13 protein-coding genes are annotated in these 14625 nt (G+C 68.8%); 1 reads left to right on the forward strand and 12 read right to left on the reverse strand.

Annotated features, from left to right (window positions below; all coding sequences use genetic code 11):
• Nucleotides 1–5 precede the first annotated feature (5 nt).
• The 12 genes from VPA02S_RS11460 to VPA02S_RS11515 form a co-directional block, all read right to left on the reverse strand.
• On the reverse strand, nucleotides 6–1415 hold the full coding sequence (locus VPA02S_RS11460; RefSeq protein WP_062363837.1) for a formimidoylglutamate deiminase: 1410 nt from the start codon (nucleotides 1413–1415) through the stop codon (nucleotides 6–8).
• Nucleotides 1412–2662 (reverse strand): imidazolonepropionase, encoded by a 1251-nt coding sequence (hutI, locus tag VPA02S_RS11465; protein ID WP_062363840.1) that lies wholly within the window; start codon nucleotides 2660–2662, stop codon nucleotides 1412–1414. Before hutI ends, VPA02S_RS11460 begins: the two co-directional genes overlap by 4 nt.
• 23 nt (nucleotides 2663–2685) lie before the next feature.
• Nucleotides 2686–3255: a HutD/Ves family protein gene (locus tag VPA02S_RS11470; RefSeq protein ID WP_081247511.1), complete on the reverse strand. Its 570-nt coding sequence runs from the start codon at nucleotides 3253–3255 to the stop codon at nucleotides 2686–2688.
• Nucleotides 3252–3920 (reverse strand): amino acid ABC transporter permease, encoded by a 669-nt coding sequence (locus tag VPA02S_RS11475; protein WP_012745327.1) that lies wholly within the window; start codon nucleotides 3918–3920, stop codon nucleotides 3252–3254. The genes VPA02S_RS11470 and VPA02S_RS11475 overlap by 4 nt, the downstream gene beginning before the upstream one ends.
• A 110-nt stretch (nucleotides 3921–4030) precedes the next feature.
• Nucleotides 4031–4771 (reverse strand): transporter substrate-binding domain-containing protein, encoded by a 741-nt coding sequence (locus VPA02S_RS11480; RefSeq protein ID WP_018906646.1) that lies wholly within the window; start codon nucleotides 4769–4771, stop codon nucleotides 4031–4033.
• A gap of 53 nt (nucleotides 4772–4824) precedes the next feature.
• Nucleotides 4825–5559, reverse strand: coding sequence for an IclR family transcriptional regulator (locus tag VPA02S_RS11485; protein ID WP_012745325.1), 735 nt, complete (start codon nucleotides 5557–5559; stop codon nucleotides 4825–4827).
• 144 nt (nucleotides 5560–5703) lie between these two features.
• On the reverse strand, nucleotides 5704–7422 hold the full coding sequence (gene hutU / locus VPA02S_RS11490) for a urocanate hydratase (protein ID WP_012745324.1): 1719 nt from the start codon (nucleotides 7420–7422) through the stop codon (nucleotides 5704–5706).
• Nucleotides 7423–7446: 24 nt separating this feature from the next.
• Nucleotides 7447–9000, reverse strand: coding sequence for a histidine ammonia-lyase (gene hutH / locus VPA02S_RS11495; RefSeq protein ID WP_012745323.1), 1554 nt, complete (start codon nucleotides 8998–9000; stop codon nucleotides 7447–7449).
• A gap of 61 nt (nucleotides 9001–9061) precedes the next feature.
• Nucleotides 9062–9799, reverse strand: coding sequence for a histidine utilization transcriptional repressor HutC (gene hutC / locus VPA02S_RS11500; protein WP_012745322.1), 738 nt, complete (start codon nucleotides 9797–9799; stop codon nucleotides 9062–9064).
• Nucleotides 9800–9818: 19 nt separating this feature from the next.
• The gene (locus VPA02S_RS11505) at nucleotides 9819–10601 is read right to left on the reverse strand and encodes an ABC transporter ATP-binding protein (protein ID WP_062363842.1); all 783 of its coding nucleotides are present in this window, start codon (nucleotides 10599–10601) and stop codon (nucleotides 9819–9821) included.
• Nucleotides 10601–11479: an ABC transporter permease gene (locus VPA02S_RS11510; RefSeq protein ID WP_012745320.1), complete on the reverse strand. Its 879-nt coding sequence runs from the start codon at nucleotides 11477–11479 to the stop codon at nucleotides 10601–10603. Before VPA02S_RS11510 ends, VPA02S_RS11505 begins: the two co-directional genes overlap by 1 nt.
• Nucleotides 11460–12431 (reverse strand): ABC transporter substrate-binding protein, encoded by a 972-nt coding sequence (locus VPA02S_RS11515; protein ID WP_012745319.1) that lies wholly within the window; start codon nucleotides 12429–12431, stop codon nucleotides 11460–11462. The genes VPA02S_RS11510 and VPA02S_RS11515 overlap by 20 nt, the downstream gene beginning before the upstream one ends.
• 289 nt (nucleotides 12432–12720) lie before the next feature.
• On the opposite strand from VPA02S_RS11515, the gene recQ reads away from it, so the two are divergent.
• Nucleotides 12721–14622, forward strand: coding sequence for a DNA helicase RecQ (gene recQ, locus VPA02S_RS11520; RefSeq protein ID WP_012745318.1), 1902 nt, complete (start codon nucleotides 12721–12723; stop codon nucleotides 14620–14622).
• The last annotated feature ends 3 nt before the right edge of the window (nucleotides 14623–14625 follow it).

A 14625-nucleotide genomic window follows, 5' to 3' on the forward strand; every position in this document is an offset into this window, starting at 1 on the left:
GGACTCTAATTTTCAAGGAGAAGCTGGCTGCGCGCCGCGACGAAGGCGGCGGCGGCCTCGGTGTGCAGGGCGTGGCGGCCGGCCGCCACGCGCGGCTGGCCCGACACCCAGACGGCATCGATGGCCGAGGTGCGGTGGCTCGCAAAGACGTGGGCCGACAGCATGTCGGGCGCCGGCAGGCCCTGCAGCGCAAGCTGTGCGGCATCGAGCACCACGAAGTCGGCCTGCTGCCCCACCGCCAGGCCGCCGATGGCCCGGCCCGAGGCCTGCGCGCCGCCGCGCACCGCTTCGAGCGTGAGCGCGGTGGCCACGTGCGGCTGCGCCGCGCTGGCGCCGACGTTGCGTTGCCGCCAGGCCAGGCGCTGGCTGTATTCGAGCATCAGCAGTTCTTCCGCGGCATTGACCGTGGCGTGGCTGTCGGAGCCCAGGCCCCAGGCGCCGCCATGGTGGCGCCAGGCGGAAAAATCGAAGATGCCGTCGCCCAGGTTGGCCTCGGTGGTCGGGCACAGGCCGGCGACCGCGCCGCTCCTGGCGCCGCGCTCGTATTCGGCCGCGTCCATGTGCGTGGCATGCACCAGGCACCAGCGCGCATCGACCGGCGCATGGTCGAGCAGCCAGGCCACGGGCCGCTGGCCGCTCCAGGCCACGCAGTCGTCGACCTCCTTGGTCTGTTCGGCGATGTGGATGTGGATCGGCGCGCCCGGGTCGATGGCCTCGAGCCCCGCCACGGCTTCGCGCAGCGCGTCGGGCGGCACGGCGCGCAGCGAATGCGGCGCGAGCCCCAGGCGGGCCGAAGGACCGCCTTGCGGTCCGGGTGCGCCCTGCGCCTCGCATGCAGGCTTGAGGGTGTCGAGCAGGCGCAGCATCGAATCCGTCGAGCGGATGAAGCGGCGCTGCCCCTCGTTGGGCGGCAGTCCGCCGAAGCCGCTGGCCTGGTAGAGCACGGGCAAGAGCGTGAAACCGATGCCGGCCTTCTTCGCGGCGCGCAGCAGCGCGAGGCTCAGCGTCGCATCGTCGGCATAGGGGCGGCCATCGGCATCGTGGTGCACGTACTGGAACTCGCACACGCTGGTGTAGCCCGCCTCGAGCATCTCGGCATAGAGCCAGGTCGCGATGGCCTCCATCTGCTGCGGGCCGAGGCGTGCGGCAAAGCGGTACATCAGCGTGCGCCAGCTCCAGAAGCTGTCCTGCTGCTGGGCGCGGTATTCGGTGAGACCCGCGAAGGCCCGCTGGAAGGCATGCGAATGCAGGTTGGGCATGCCGGGGATCACGGGGCCCTTCGCCACCTGCGCGCCCGCTGCCGGCGGGGCCGCGGACTGCACCTGCGTGAGCTGGCCGGCCTCGTTCCACGACAGCCGCACGTTCTTTGCCCATCCGCCGGGCAGCAGCGCATCGGCCGCGAACAGCGTGTTCATTGGGCAGCTCCCACGGCGATGCGGCCCTGGCGCACGACGGTGCGCACCGGGCGCTGGCCGAACCAGTAGGCGAGCTCGGCTGCGTCGCGCACGTTCCAGAGCACGAAGTTGGCGGGCATGCCCTCGGCGATCGCGCCGTGCGTTTTCTGCAGGCCCAGGGCGCGCGCCGCATGCAGGGTGACGCCGGCCAGCGCCTCGGGCACCGTGAGGCGGAACAGCGTGCAGGCCATGTTCATCATCAACAGCAGGCTCAGCGCGGGCGAGGTGCCGGGGTTGTGGTCGGTCGACACGGCCATCGGCACGCCGGCGGTGCGCAGCGCCTCGATCGGCGGCAGGTGCGTGTCGCGCAGCGTGTAGTAGGCGCCGGGCAGCAGCACGGCCACGGTGCCTGATTGGCGCATGGCCTCGATGCCTTGGGCCGACAGGTGCTCGATGTGGTCGCACGAGAGCGCGCCGTAGCGCGCGGCGAGCGCGGCGCCGCCCATGTCGGAGAGCTGCTCGGCATGCAGCTTGACAGGCAGGCCCAGCGCCTTCGCGGCCTGGAAGACCTGCTCGGTTTCCGCGAGCGTGAAGGCGATGCGTTCGCAGAACACGTCGACCGCATCGACCAGCCCCTCGGCCGCGAGCGCGGGCAGCATCTCATTGCAGACGAGATCGATGTAGTCGCCGCTGCGGCCCGCGTATTCGGGCGGCAGCGCGTGCGCGCCGAGGAAGGTGGTGCGCACCGTGACGCCATAAGCCTCGCCCAGGCGCCGCGCCACGCGCAGCTGCTTGCGCTCATGCTCAAGCGCGAGGCCGTAGCCCGACTTGATCTCGATCGCGCAGACGCCGTCGGCCAGCAGCTGTTCGAGCCGCGGCGCGGCCTGCGCGAAGAGCGCGTCTTCATCGGCCTCGCGCGTCGCGCGCACCGACGAGACGATGCCGCCGCCGGCCTTCGCCACTTCTTCGTAGCTGGCGCCCGCGAGCCGCATCGCGAACTCGTTGGCGCGCTGGCCGCCGTAGACCAGGTGGGTGTGGCAATCGACCAGGCCGGGCGTGACGAGCGCGCCGCCGCCATCGTGCGGCGGCAGGCCTGCGAACTCGGCCGGCAGGGCGCTGCGCGCGCCGACCCAGCGGACCGTGCCTTCGGCCACCGCGATGGCGGCTTCGGTGTCGGCGTCCGGGGTGGTGCCGGGCGCGGCGCCGGGCGCCAGGCGGAGCCCCGTCCAGAGGCCGTCGGCCGATGGGAATGTGCTTGCGGATGTCATGTCTTGTCTGGTGTTTGCACAGCTTACGCCGGCACGATGCGGATCGCAGCCAGCCGCGCGCCTTCCTGCGCGGGCTCGGCCTGCCATGCCTGCGCACTGTCGGTCCAGTACAGGCCTTCGCCCTCGCGGCAGGGCTCTCCGTTCAGGCGCCATGCGCCGCCAAGCGCGAGCAGCACGCCGTGCGGTGCGGCCTCGACGGCCGATGCGTGGTCTAGCACCTGCACGTCGGCGCGCCACTGGCCATGGCGCGTCATGATGTTGAAGTCGTTCGATGCGCCGCCGAGCAGCGTGCAGTCGATCGCGTCGTCGCCGCTGAATGCGAACGGCCGGTGCGGCACGTCGAGCCGGTGCTCGATGCGCCCGTCGTGCGTGAACAGCCGCACGCCGTCGCCTTCGAGCAGCATGATGCTGCGGTCCACGCCCGCGAAAGTCGAAAACGGCCCGGCCGCCGCGATGGTCGCGATGCTCGCGCGCCAGCCGAAGCCATCGAGCCCCGCGCCCTGCGGCCAGCTCGCGATCTCCTGCGTGGTGCCGCCGCCGTTCTTCCAGGGCATGGCGGGGAGAGAGCTGCGAGAGAAGCGCTGCACGCTCATCGCATCAACCCGCCTTGGCGCAGCTTCTGCTCGAAGTGCCTGAGGACCAGCGTCATCGTGCCCGTGAGCACGAAATACACGAGCGCAATCGCCAGGTAGACCTCGAGCGAGCGGTACGACACGCTGATGATCTTCTGCCCTTCATGCATCACGTCGTGGATCGTCAACAGAGACACCAGCGCCGAGTTCTTGATGAGCGCAATGAACTCGTTGCCCAGCGGCGGAATCATGCGCACCACGGCCTGCGGCAGCACGATCTCGCGCATCGCGGTGCCGGGCGTCATGCCCAGCGACTGCGCCGCCATGGTCTGGCCCTTGTCGATCGACTGGATCGCGCCACGCACGATCTCCGACACGTAGGCACCCGAATACACGCCGAGCCCCAGCACGCCGCACAGGAAGGCCGGCAGCAGGATGCCGAAGTGCGGCAGTCCGAAGAACAAAATGAAAAGCTGCACCAGCAGCGGCGTGCCACGGATCGCTGCCACGTACGCCGTGCACGCGCCGTAGAGCCAGCGCCGCTTCGGGTTGAGCCGGCCGATGCCCACCAGCAGGCCCAGCACGCAGCCGAGCGCGAGCGCGCAGGCGGTGATCTCCACCGTGACCAGCGCCCCGCGCAGCAGGTCGGGCCAGCCCTGCCAGACCGGCGAGAAATCGAAATCCATGGGTCAGCCTTTTCGGCGGCCGAGCGCCGGGCCGCCCCAAGCCGGCCGCGCCTCCCCCATGGGGGGTGGAGTTACACGCGCGCAGCGCGTGAAAAGCCGGGGGGCTGACATTACTTGAACCACTTGGCGACGATCTGCGCGTAGGTGCCGTCGGCCTTGAGCTTCTCGATGGCACCGTTCACCGCCTTGGTGAGTTCGGGCGTGTCCTTGCGGATGGCCATGCCGTATTCCTCGGTGGTGATCTGCTCGGGCAGCACCTTGAGGCCGCCGCGCGTGCGCACGTACTGGTAGGCGGCGGGCTTGCCGGTCACGGCGGCATCGGCGCGGCCGATGTCGACGAGGTTGAACATCTCCTGGTTCTTCTCGACTTCCATCAGCTGCACCTGCGGGAATTTCTCCTTGGTGTAGGCGACCGACTTGGTGCCCACCTGCACGCTGACCTTCTTGCCGTTGATGTCGGCCGGCGCCTTGATGGCCGTGTTGCCGTCCTTCACCATCACCACGAGGCCGCCCGCGTAGTAGGGCACGGTGAAGTCGACGACCTTCCTGCGCTCGTCGGTGATGTAGATGGCCGAGACGGCCATGTCGAAGCGCTTGGAAATGAGGCCCGGCACGAGCCCCTTGAAGTCGATGTCGATCCATTCGATCTTGCGGCCCAGCGCCTTGCCGATGGCCTCGACCAGCTCCACGTCGAAGCCCGTGCGCTTGCCGTTCTCCACGAACTCCATCGGCGGGAAGGTGGCATCGGTGGCCACGCGCAGCGGCTCGCCCTGCGCCTGCGCGGTGGCGGCAAAGCCGAAGAAGGCGAGGCTGGAGAGTGCGGCGGCAACGAGGGTGCGGCGGGTGTTCATGTGAAGGCTTCCGTGGGTTTGAAAAAAAAGAGGGAAAGAAAGGCAGCGATCGGCTATTGCAGCGCGCGCGAGATGCGCGCCGCGGTGACGACGGTGAGGGCGGCCCATGCAGCTTCCATGCCCCCGGCGCGCGTGAGCGGCGCCATGAGCGTGATCGCGCCGCGCAGGCGCCGGCCCGGGCCGAGCACCGGTGCGCTCGCGCCCCAGACGCCCGCGTCGACCTCGCCGTGGGTCACGGCATGGCCGGCCTCGCGGATCGCGTCGAGCTCGGCGGCACGCTCGGCGCGGCGGCCGGGGTCGTCGCCAAGGCTGTCGAGCAAGGCATCGCGCTGGTCGGCCGGCAGGTGGGCCAGCAGGCATTTGGCGCTGGCGCCGTCGCGCGCCGGCACGCTGCGGCCGCGGTCGAACGAGCAGCGCAGCGACTGCTCGCTGTCGATCATTTCCAGGCACACGACGCGGTCGTTGACCAGCGTGACCAGCGCCACGCTTTCATGGCTTTGCTGCGCGAGCGCGCGCATGTCGGCGCGCGCGGCCATGACGAGGTCGGAGTTGCCGTCGAAGCCGCTCGCGAGCTGCACGCTCACGGGGCCGGGCGAATAGCGTCCGTCGGTCTCCATCACGAAGCCCCAGCGCCGCAGCACCGCGATCTGCCGGTACAGCGTGCTCTTGACGAGGCCCGTGGCTTCGGCGAGTTCGGCCGCACTCATCGCCGACTTGCTCTGCGCCAGCACCGACAGCACGCGCAGCGCGCGGTCGTTGTGGGCGGAAGCTTCGGGCATGGACGTCATCTGGGCCAATCGCGGGGCGTCGAAAGTGGATGCGGTGTGCAGTATCTTGCCCACCGTTCCCACATCCAAGCCTTCATTCCCACTGAGTGGGAATGGGCGCGCTTTTTCTTTCTACCTTCGGCTTACCGCTGCTTCATGCGCCGGTCAGCGCACCATCGGCAGATTGAGGCCCTGCTTCTTCGCCGTGGCCACGGCAATGTCGTAGCCCGCGTCCGCATGGCGCATCACGCCGGTGGCCGGGTCGTTCCAGAGCACGCGCTCGATGCGCTTGGCGGCGGCCTCGGTGCCGTCGCACACGATCACCACGCCCGAGTGCTGCGAATAGCCCATGCCCACGCCGCCGCCATGGTGCAGGCTGACCCAGGTGGCGCCGCCCGCGGTGTTGAGCAGCGCGTTGAGCAGCGGCCAGTCGCTCACCGCATCGGTGCCGTCCTTCATGGCCTCGGTCTCGCGGTTGGGGCTCGCCACCGAGCCGGTGTCGAGGTGGTCGCGGCCAATGACGATGGGTGCCTTGAGTTCGCCGTTCTTCACCATCTCGTTGAAGGCCAGGCCGGCGATGTGGCGCTCGCCCAGGCCCAGCCAGCAGATGCGCGCCGGCAGGCCCTGGAAGGCGATGCGCTCGCGCGCCATGTCGAGCCAGCGGTGCGTGTGGGTGTTCTCGGGGAACAGCTCCTTGATCTTGGCGTCGGTCTTGTAGATGTCTTCGGGGTCGCCCGAGAGCGCCACCCAGCGGAACGGGCCCTTGCCTTCGCAGAACAGCGGGCGGATGTAGGCCGGCACGAAGCCCGGGAAGTCGAAGGCGTTCTGCACGCCCTCGTCGAAGGCGACCTGGCGGATGTTGTTGCCGTAGTCGACCGTGGGGATGCCCATGGCCTGGAAGTCGAGCATGGCCTGCACGTGCACGGCGCACGACTTGGCGGCGGCCTTCTTGAGCGCGTCGTGCTGCGAGACGTCCTTCATCGCGGCCTGCCATTGCGCAACGCTCCAGCCCGAAGGCAGGTAGCCGTTGATCAGGTCGTGCGCGGAGGTCTGGTCGGTCACGAGGTCGGGCTTGATGCCGCCGGCCTTGGCGCGCTTCACGAGCTCGGGCAGGATGTCGGCCGCGTTGCCGAGCAGCGCGATCGACACGGCTTCCTTCGCGTCGCAGTGCTGCTGGATGAGCTCGAGCGCATGGTCGATGTCGCGCGCCTGCTTGTCGACATAGCGCGTGCGCAGGCGGAAGTCGATGCTGGTCTGCTGGCACTCGATGTTGAGCGACACCGCGCCCGCGAGCGTGGCCGCGAGCGGCTGCGCGCCGCCCATGCCGCCCAAGCCGGCCGTGAGGATCCACTTGCCCGCGAGGCTGTTGTTGTAGTGCTGGCGGCCGGCTTCGACGAAGGTTTCGAAGGTGCCCTGCACGATGCCCTGGCTGCCGATGTAGATCCAGCTGCCGGCCGTCATCTGGCCGTACATGAAGAGGCCCTGGCGGTCGAGCTCGTTGAAGTGCTCCCAGTTGGCCCACTTGGGCACGAGGTTCGAGTTGGCGAGCAGCACGCGCGGCGCGTTCTCATGCGTCTTGAACACGCCGACCGGCTTGCCCGACTGGATGAGCAGCGTCTCGTCGTCGTTCAGTTCCTTCAGCGACGCGAGGATCTGGTCGTAGCAGGCCCAGTTGCGCGCGGCGCGGCCGATGCCGCCGTACACCACGAGGTCCTGCGGACGCTCTGCCACCTCGGCGTCGAGGTTGTTCTGCAGCATGCGGTAAGGCGCCTCGGTGAGCCAGCTCTTGCAGTTGAGCGTGCTGCCGCGCGGGGCGCGGATCACGCGCGTCGGGTCGTGGCGCGGGTCGGTGTTTTGCAGCGGGAGCTTTTCGGGTGCGTTCATGGCGAGGTTCTCCTTGTTCGGTGTTCAGGCGTGGCTGGGCAGGATGTTCAAGAGCGCGGCCGGCAGCTCGGCCTTCAGCGCCCACTGGCGCATCGCTTCGATGTCGGGCGCAAGGTAGCGGTCGCGTTCGAGGAAGGCGACCTTCTGGCGGATGGCGGCGAATTCGGCTTCGACCAGCGGGGAGCTCTTGAGCCCCCGCTTGAGTTCGATGCCTTGTGCCGCGGCCATCGCCTCGATGCCGACGACCACCGCCGTGTTGTTGACCATGTCGCCGAGCCGGCGCGCCGCGAAGGTGGCCATCGACACGTGGTCTTCCTGGTTGGCCGAAGTGGGCAGGCTGTCGACGCTCGCGGGATGCGCGAGCGACTTGTTCTCCGACGCCAGCGCCGCGGCCGTGACCTGCGCGATCATGAAGCCCGAGTTCAGGCCGCCATCGCGCACCAGGAACGGCGGCAGGCCCGACAGGCCGGTGTCGAGCAGCAGCGCGATGCGGCGCTCGGCAATCGCGCCCACTTCGCTCACTGCCAGCGCAATGATGTCGGCCGCAAAGGCCACCGGCTCGGCGTGGAAGTTGCCGCCCGAGATCACTTCGCCGGTGTCGGTGAACACCAGCGGGTTGTCCGAGGCGGCATTGGCCTCGATCACCAGCACGCGCGCGGCATGCGCGAGGTTGTCGAGGCAGGCGCCCATCACCTGCGGAATGCAGCGCACCGAATACGGGTCCTGCACGCGGCCGCAGTCGGCGTGCGAAGGGACGATCTCGCTGCCTTCGAGCAGCGTGCGCACCGCGCCCGCCACCGCGATCTGCCCCGGCTGGCCGCGCGCGGCATGGATGCGCGCATCGAAGGGCTTGATCGAACCCTGGATCGCTTCGAGCGAAAGCGCGCCCGACATCAGGGCCGAAGCGAACACGTCCTCCGCACCGAACAGGCCGGCGAGCGCAAGCGCGGTCGACACCTGCGTGCCGTTGAGCAGCGCCAGGCCTTCCTTGGGGCCGAGCACGAAAGGTTCGAGCCCGACGAGGCGCATGGCCTCCGCACCGCTGACCACGGCGCCGTCGGCCGTGGTGGCCTCGCCCTCGCCGATCAGCACGCAGGCCATGTGCGCGAGCGGCGCGAGGTCGCCCGAGGCGCCGACCGAGCCCTTGCACGGAATGCGCGGCATGACGCCCGCATTGAACAGGGCCAGCAGCGCCTCGGCCAGCGCGGGCCGCACGCCCGAGTGGCCGCGCGCCAGGCTCACGGCCTTGGTCGCGAGCACCATGCGCACGACCGGCGCGGCCAGCGGCTCGCCCGTGCCCACGCTGTGCGAGAGCACGAGGTTGCGCTGCAGCTCGGCCAGGTGGTCGTTGCCGATGCGCGTGCTCGCGAGCTTGCCGAAGCCGGTGTTGATGCCGTAGACCACCTGGTCGTTCTCGACGATGTGGCGCACCGCCGCTTCGGCGCGCGCCATGCCTTCCTGCACCGAAGGATCGAGCGCCAGCCGCACGCCGCCGGCCTGGATGCGGCGCAGCATGGCAAGGTCCACCTTGCCGGGCGTGAGGATCAAGGGGGTGGCGGTGTGTTTGCTTGTTGGCATGTGAACCTGTCTATACAAGTAGTTGCGAGAGAAAACCTTCGGTTTCCGTGTCAAAAAAAGGTCAGCCGAAGCTGGGGTTGCCGTCGGCCTTGAAGCGGCTGCCCAGGCTGTAGCGCGACGCCGGATGCAGGCAGCGCACCCAGGTGACCGGCGTGTTGCGCGTCCAGGTGCGGCGCGTGAGCAGCAGGCAGGGGTCGGTGGGCTCCATCGCGAGCCGGGCCGCCTGCTCGGCGGTGGGCAGCACGGCGTCGACCACGTGCTCGATCTGGTCGAAGGGCACGTGGCGCACCAGGTACTCGCTGGGCGGCACGGCGGCGAAGTCCTGCTCGAGGAAATCGGGCACGACCAGCGGATTGACGTAGCGCTCCTCCAGCTGCACCGGCGTGTCGTTCTCCAGGTGCAGGCAGACGCTGTGGAACACCGAGGTGCCCGCGCGCATGTCGAGCCAGGCGGCCACGTCGGGCGAGGCAGCCAGGCGTTCCACCGCGAGCATCTCGCAGCGGTAGTCGTGCCCGCGCTGGCGGATCTCGCTCGCGATGTTGGCGATCTGCAGCAGCGTGGACTGCGGCTTGTTCTCGGCCACGAAGCTGCCGACGCCGGCCACGCGCACGATGCGGCCCTGCTCCATGAGCTCGCGCAGCGCGCGGTTCACCGTCATGCGCGAGATGCCGAACTGCGCGACCAATTCGCTCTCGGACGGCAGGCGGTGGCCGGCCGGCCAGGTGCCGTCCTGGATCTTGCGGGAGATGTGATCCTTGACTTGCGCATAGAGCGCGAGGGACGGCAGGTCGCGTTTCATTTCAGGCGTGGGGCTTGTGTCAGTGCTCGGCCGCAGCCATCGACTCGGCGCGGATCTCTTCGGTCAGCCGCGCCTTGATTTCCATGAACTCCGGCGAGGTCTTGACGGTGTAGCTGCGCGGATGCGGAAAGTCGACCGCGATCTCGGTCTTGATGCGGCCCGGCCGCGCGCTGAACACCGCCACGCGGTTGGCCATGAAGATCGCCTCGTCGATGTCGTGCGTGACGAACAGCACCGTCTTGCGCGCCGATTCCCAGATGCCGAGCAAAAGCTCCTGCATCAGCACGCGGGTCTGGTTGTCGAGCGCGCCGAAGGGCTCGTCCAGCAGCAGCATCTTGGGGTCGTTGGCGAGCGCGCGCGCAATTGCGGTGCGCTGCTGCATGCCGCCCGAGAGCTGCTTCGGAAAATGGTGCTCGAAGCCGCGCAGCCCCACCTTGGCGATGAAGAACTCGCTGCGCTCCTTCTGGTCGGCCTCGCTCATGCCGCGCTCGCGCAGGCCGAAGCGGATGTTCTGCGCCACCGTGAGCCACGGAAAGAGCGTGTAGCTCTGGAACACCACGCCGCGGTCCGCGCCCGGGCCTTCGATGCGCTCGCCGTCGAGCAGCACCTGGCCGGTGGTCGGGAAGTCGAGCCCCGCGACGATGCGCAGCAGCGTCGACTTGCCGCAGCCCGAGGGGCCGAGGATGGTGACGAAGTCGTTCTCGCGCACCTCGAAGTCGATCGGCAGCAGCGCCTGCGTGCGCTGGCCGTTGGCGCCGGTGAAGACGCGCGAGACGCCCTGGATGGAAAGTTGGTCGTTCATCAGAGTGCAGCCCAGGCGAACATGCGGCGGTTGAGCGCCTTGAAAGCGAAGTCGGACACCAGCCCGATGACGCCGATCACGATGATCCCGAAGATGATCTGCCCGGTGTTGAGCAAGGCCTGGCTGTCGGTGATCATGTGGCCGATGCCCGACGAGGAGCCGATGAGTTCCGCCACGATCACGTAGGTCCAGGCCCAGCCGAGCACCAGGCGCAGCGTCTCGGCAATGCCGGGCGCAGCGCCCGGAATGAGCACGCGCGCCACGATGCCGCGGCTCTTGGCACCCAGCGTGTAGGCCGCCTCGACGAGGTCGCGCCGCGCGCCGCCCACCGTCACCGCCACCATCAGCACGATCTGGAAGAACGAGCCGATGAAGATCACCAAGAGCTTCTGCATCTCGCCCAGGCCCGCCCACAGGATGAGCAGCGGAATGAAGGCCGAGGCCGGCAGGTAGCGGCAGAACGAGACGAAGGGCTCGAAGAAGGCCTCCACGGCCTTCCAGGTGCCCATGGCAATGCCCAGCGGCACCGCCAGCACGGCCGCCAGCAGGAAGCCGCCGAACACGCGCCACACGGTCATGCCCACGTCGCCGATGAAGCCGAATTCGGCGAACAGCATCCAGCCTTCCTTCAGCATGGTCACGGGGCTGGCCAGGAAGGTCGGCGGCACGAAGCCGCCGAGCGTGGCAACGGACCACACGAGCACGAAGGCCACGAAGAAGCCGAGGCCGAGCAGCACGCGGGCGCGCCCGCTGACGGGCTCGAGCGGCGCGAGCGAACGGCGCCGCGCGGGCACGGCGGCCTGGGGGGTTGCGGCCGATGCAGGCGCCGCCGCGCGCGGCGCCACCTGCGGCAGGGCCTTACTTGACGAAGCTTGCATCGAACATGGCCGTGTAGTCTTCCGGCGCCTTGCGGATCACGCCGGCCTCCAGCAGGATGGGCGCGGCTTCCTTCATGAAGCCGGTGAGCTCGCCCGCGAAGAATTTCTGGTTGGCGGCCTTGTCCTGCCAGCGCAGGTAGGCCGACGACTTGGCGAACTGCTCGCCGGTCTGCTTGACGGCCGAACCCATGAGCTCGTTGGCCTTGGCCGGGTCGGCCTTGATCATGTCGAGTGCCTCGAAGTACGACTGCGCGAGCGCCTGCGCCGCCTTGGCGTTGGCCTTGAGCCAGGTGGGCGCGCAGCCCACGGTGTCCATCACCATCGGGTAGTCGAGCGTGGTGGCCAGGATCTTGCCGGCGGTGGGGTTGGCGCGCACGGTCGAAAGATACGGCTCGTAGGTCATGGCGGCGTCGTTCTGGCCGGCCACGAAGGCCTGGGCCGCGGGCTGCGGCTCGAGCGAGACCAGCTTCACGTCCTTCAGCGTCATGCCGTTCTTGTTGAGCATCCAGGCCAGGCCGAAGTAAGGCGCGGTGCCCGGCGCGCTCACGCCGATGGTCTTGCCCTTGAGGTCGGCAAAGCCCTTCACGTCGTTGCGCACCGCGAGGCCGTCGGCGCCGTAGGACTTGTCCATCTGGAAAATCTGCACGATGGGCACGCCGTTGGCGTTCCAGGCCACGTGCGTTTCCACCGTGGTGGCGGCGCACTGGATGGCGCCGGAGGCCAGCGCGAGGTGCCGGTCCTTCTGCGGAATCATCTTGAGTTCGACGTCCAGGCCGTTCTTCTTGAAGATGCCGGCCTTGTCGGCCAGCGAGAGCGGCGCAAAGCCGGTCCAGCCCGACATGCCGAGCGCAATCCTGGTTTCCTGCGCGGCGGCCGTCTGGGCCATGCCTGCTGCACACGCGCCTGCTGCCAGCAGCGACGCGACTTTCACAACTACCGTCTTGACGACCATGGGTACTCCTGGGTCTGTTTTCTAGGAAAAAGCTTGGCGATACGCTCCCGACCACGGGCTGCGCGCACCTCGCATTGTTGCCAAGCGCCCCAACTTGTATATACAGGATAACCCGAAAGGACCGTTTCGGTGCATTCCTTCAGCAAAACGCACCAGATTGCTGTCTATACAGGAAGGCGGCAAGGCGGGCTTCACCATTGCAAACCTCGTGCCACAGTCCTGCCGGTGCCGCTGGGGGACAATCGGCGTTTCCCCCTTTCGTCCACCCCGCCCTTCGCATCCGCTGCCCGTGTCCTCGCTCGCTCCCCTTCCCCTCGACGCCCCCGGCAGCAGCAGCGCACCCGCCGACATCCTTCACGAAGTCTTCGGCTATTCGCAGTTCCGCGGGCCGCAGCAGGACATCGTCGAGCACGTGGTGGCCGGCGGCGACGCGCTGGTGCTGATGCCCACGGGCGGCGGCAAGTCGCTGTGCTACCAGATCCCGGCCATTGCGCGGCAGCGCGCGGGGCGCGGCGTCTCGGTGGTGGTGTCGCCGCTGATCGCGCTGATGCACGACCAGGTCGGCGCGCTGCACGAGGCCGGGGTGAACGCGGCCTTCCTGAATTCGACGCTCGACTGGGAGCAGACGCAGGACGTCGAGCGCCGCATGCTGCGCGGCGAGATCACGCTGCTGTACGCGGCGCCCGAGCGCGTGAACACGCCGCGCTTTCTCTCGCAGCTCGATTCGCTGAAGGAGCGCGGCAAGCTCTCGCTGTTCGCGATCGACGAGGCGCATTGCGTGAGCCAGTGGGGCCACGACTTCCGCCCCGAATACCGCGCGCTCACGGTGCTGCACGAGCGCTACCCGGGCGTGCCGCGCATCGCGCTCACCGCCACGGCCGATGCGCTCACGCGCGCCGACATCGTCGAGCGGCTGCAGCTGGAGGAGGCGCGCCAGTTCGTCTCCAGCTTCGACCGGCCGAACATCCGCTACACCATCGTCGAGAAGAAGGACGCGACCACGCAGCTGCTGCGCTTCATCGAGCGCGAGCACGAAGGCGATGCGGGCGTGGTCTATTGCCAGTCGCGCAAGCGCGTGGAAGACGTGGCCGTGATGCTGAAGGGCGCGGGCATCAACGCGCTGCCCTACCACGCGGGCCTGGACGCGGCGGTGCGCCAGAAGCACCAGGACCGGTTCCTGCGCGAAGAAGGCGTGGTGATGGTCGCGACCATTGCCTTCGGCATGGGCATCGACAAGCCCGACGTGCGCTTTGTCGGCCACCTCGACATGCCCAAGAACATCGAGGGCTACTACCAGGAAACCGGCCGCGCGGGCCGCGACGGCGCACCGGCCGATGCCTGGATGGCCTACGGCCTGCAGGACGTGGTGAACCAGCGCCGCATGATCGACGAGAGCCCCGCGGGCGAAGAGTTCAAGCAGGTGATGCGCGGCAAGCTCGACGCGCTGCTCTCATTGGCCGAGGCAAGCGACTGCCGCCGCGTGCGCCTCCTGGGCTACTTCGGCGAGAAGAGCACCCCCTGCGGCAATTGCGACAACTGTTTGAACCCACCGCAGGTGTGGGATGGCACCGATGCCGCGCGCAAGCTGCTCTCCACCATCTACCGCGTGCAGCAGCTGAGCGGCATCAGCTTTGGCGCGGGCCACATCATGGACATCCTGCGCGGCAAGGAAACCGAGAAGGTCAAGCAGTTCGGGCACGAGCGCATCAGCACCTTCGGCATTGGCGCGGAGTTCAGCGAAGTGCAGCTGCGCGGCGTGCTGCGCCAGCTCATCGCCACGGGCGCGCTGGCGGTCGATGCGGAAGCCTTCAACACGCTGAAGCTTACGGAAGGCTCGCGCGCGGTGCTCAAGGGCGAAGCGAACGTGACGCTGCGCGAGTCGGTTTCGTCGCCGGCCGCGCGCGGCGGCAAGCCCCGGCGCGAAAAGGCGGCGCGCGGCGCCCCGTCTCCGGCGGCCGCGGCACTCGATGCCGACGGCCAGAAGCGCTTCGAGGCGCTCAAGGCCTGGCGCGCGGAAGTGGCGCGCGAGCACAACCTGCCGGCCTACGTGATCTTCCACGACGCCACGCTGGCGGCCATTGCCGAGCGCGCGCCCGCGACGCTCGAAGACCTGCAGGGCATCAGCGGCATCGGCACCAAGAAGCTCGAGGCCTACGGCGCCGAGGTGCTGCGCGTCTGCAGCGCGTTCTAGTTG

It is taken from the genome of Variovorax paradoxus NBRC 15149 (assembly GCF_001591365.1).
Lineage (GTDB): Bacteria > Pseudomonadota > Gammaproteobacteria > Burkholderiales > Burkholderiaceae_C > Variovorax > Variovorax paradoxus.

What these genes read in the sequence shown, in the direction of transcription:
- hutC (WP_012745322.1), bottom strand. Translation starts at nt 9,799, where the DNA reads ATGAAACGCGACCTGCCGTCCCTCGCGCTCTATGCGCAAGTCAAGGAT.
- VPA02S_RS11515 (WP_012745319.1), bottom strand. Translation starts at nt 12,431, where the DNA reads ATGGTCGTCAAGACGGTAGTTGTGAAAGTCGCGTCGCTGCTGGCAGCA.
- VPA02S_RS11510 (WP_012745320.1), bottom strand. Translation starts at nt 11,479, where the DNA reads ATGCAAGCTTCGTCAAGTAAGGCCCTGCCGCAGGTGGCGCCGCGCGCG.
- hutI (WP_062363840.1), bottom strand. Translation starts at nt 2,662, where the DNA reads ATGACATCCGCAAGCACATTCCCATCGGCCGACGGCCTCTGGACGGGG.
- hutH (WP_012745323.1), bottom strand. Translation starts at nt 9,000, where the DNA reads ATGCCAACAAGCAAACACACCGCCACCCCCTTGATCCTCACGCCCGGC.
- hutU (WP_012745324.1), bottom strand. Translation starts at nt 7,422, where the DNA reads ATGAACGCACCCGAAAAGCTCCCGCTGCAAAACACCGACCCGCGCCAC.
- VPA02S_RS11485 (WP_012745325.1), bottom strand. Translation starts at nt 5,559, where the DNA reads ATGACGTCCATGCCCGAAGCTTCCGCCCACAACGACCGCGCGCTGCGC.
- VPA02S_RS11470 (WP_081247511.1), bottom strand. Translation starts at nt 3,255, where the DNA reads ATGAGCGTGCAGCGCTTCTCTCGCAGCTCTCTCCCCGCCATGCCCTGG.
- VPA02S_RS11460 (WP_062363837.1), bottom strand. Translation starts at nt 1,415, where the DNA reads ATGAACACGCTGTTCGCGGCCGATGCGCTGCTGCCCGGCGGATGGGCA.
- VPA02S_RS11480 (WP_018906646.1), bottom strand. Translation starts at nt 4,771, where the DNA reads ATGAACACCCGCCGCACCCTCGTTGCCGCCGCACTCTCCAGCCTCGCC.
- VPA02S_RS11505 (WP_062363842.1), bottom strand. Translation starts at nt 10,601, where the DNA reads ATGAACGACCAACTTTCCATCCAGGGCGTCTCGCGCGTCTTCACCGGC.
- VPA02S_RS11475 (WP_012745327.1), bottom strand. Translation starts at nt 3,920, where the DNA reads ATGGATTTCGATTTCTCGCCGGTCTGGCAGGGCTGGCCCGACCTGCTG.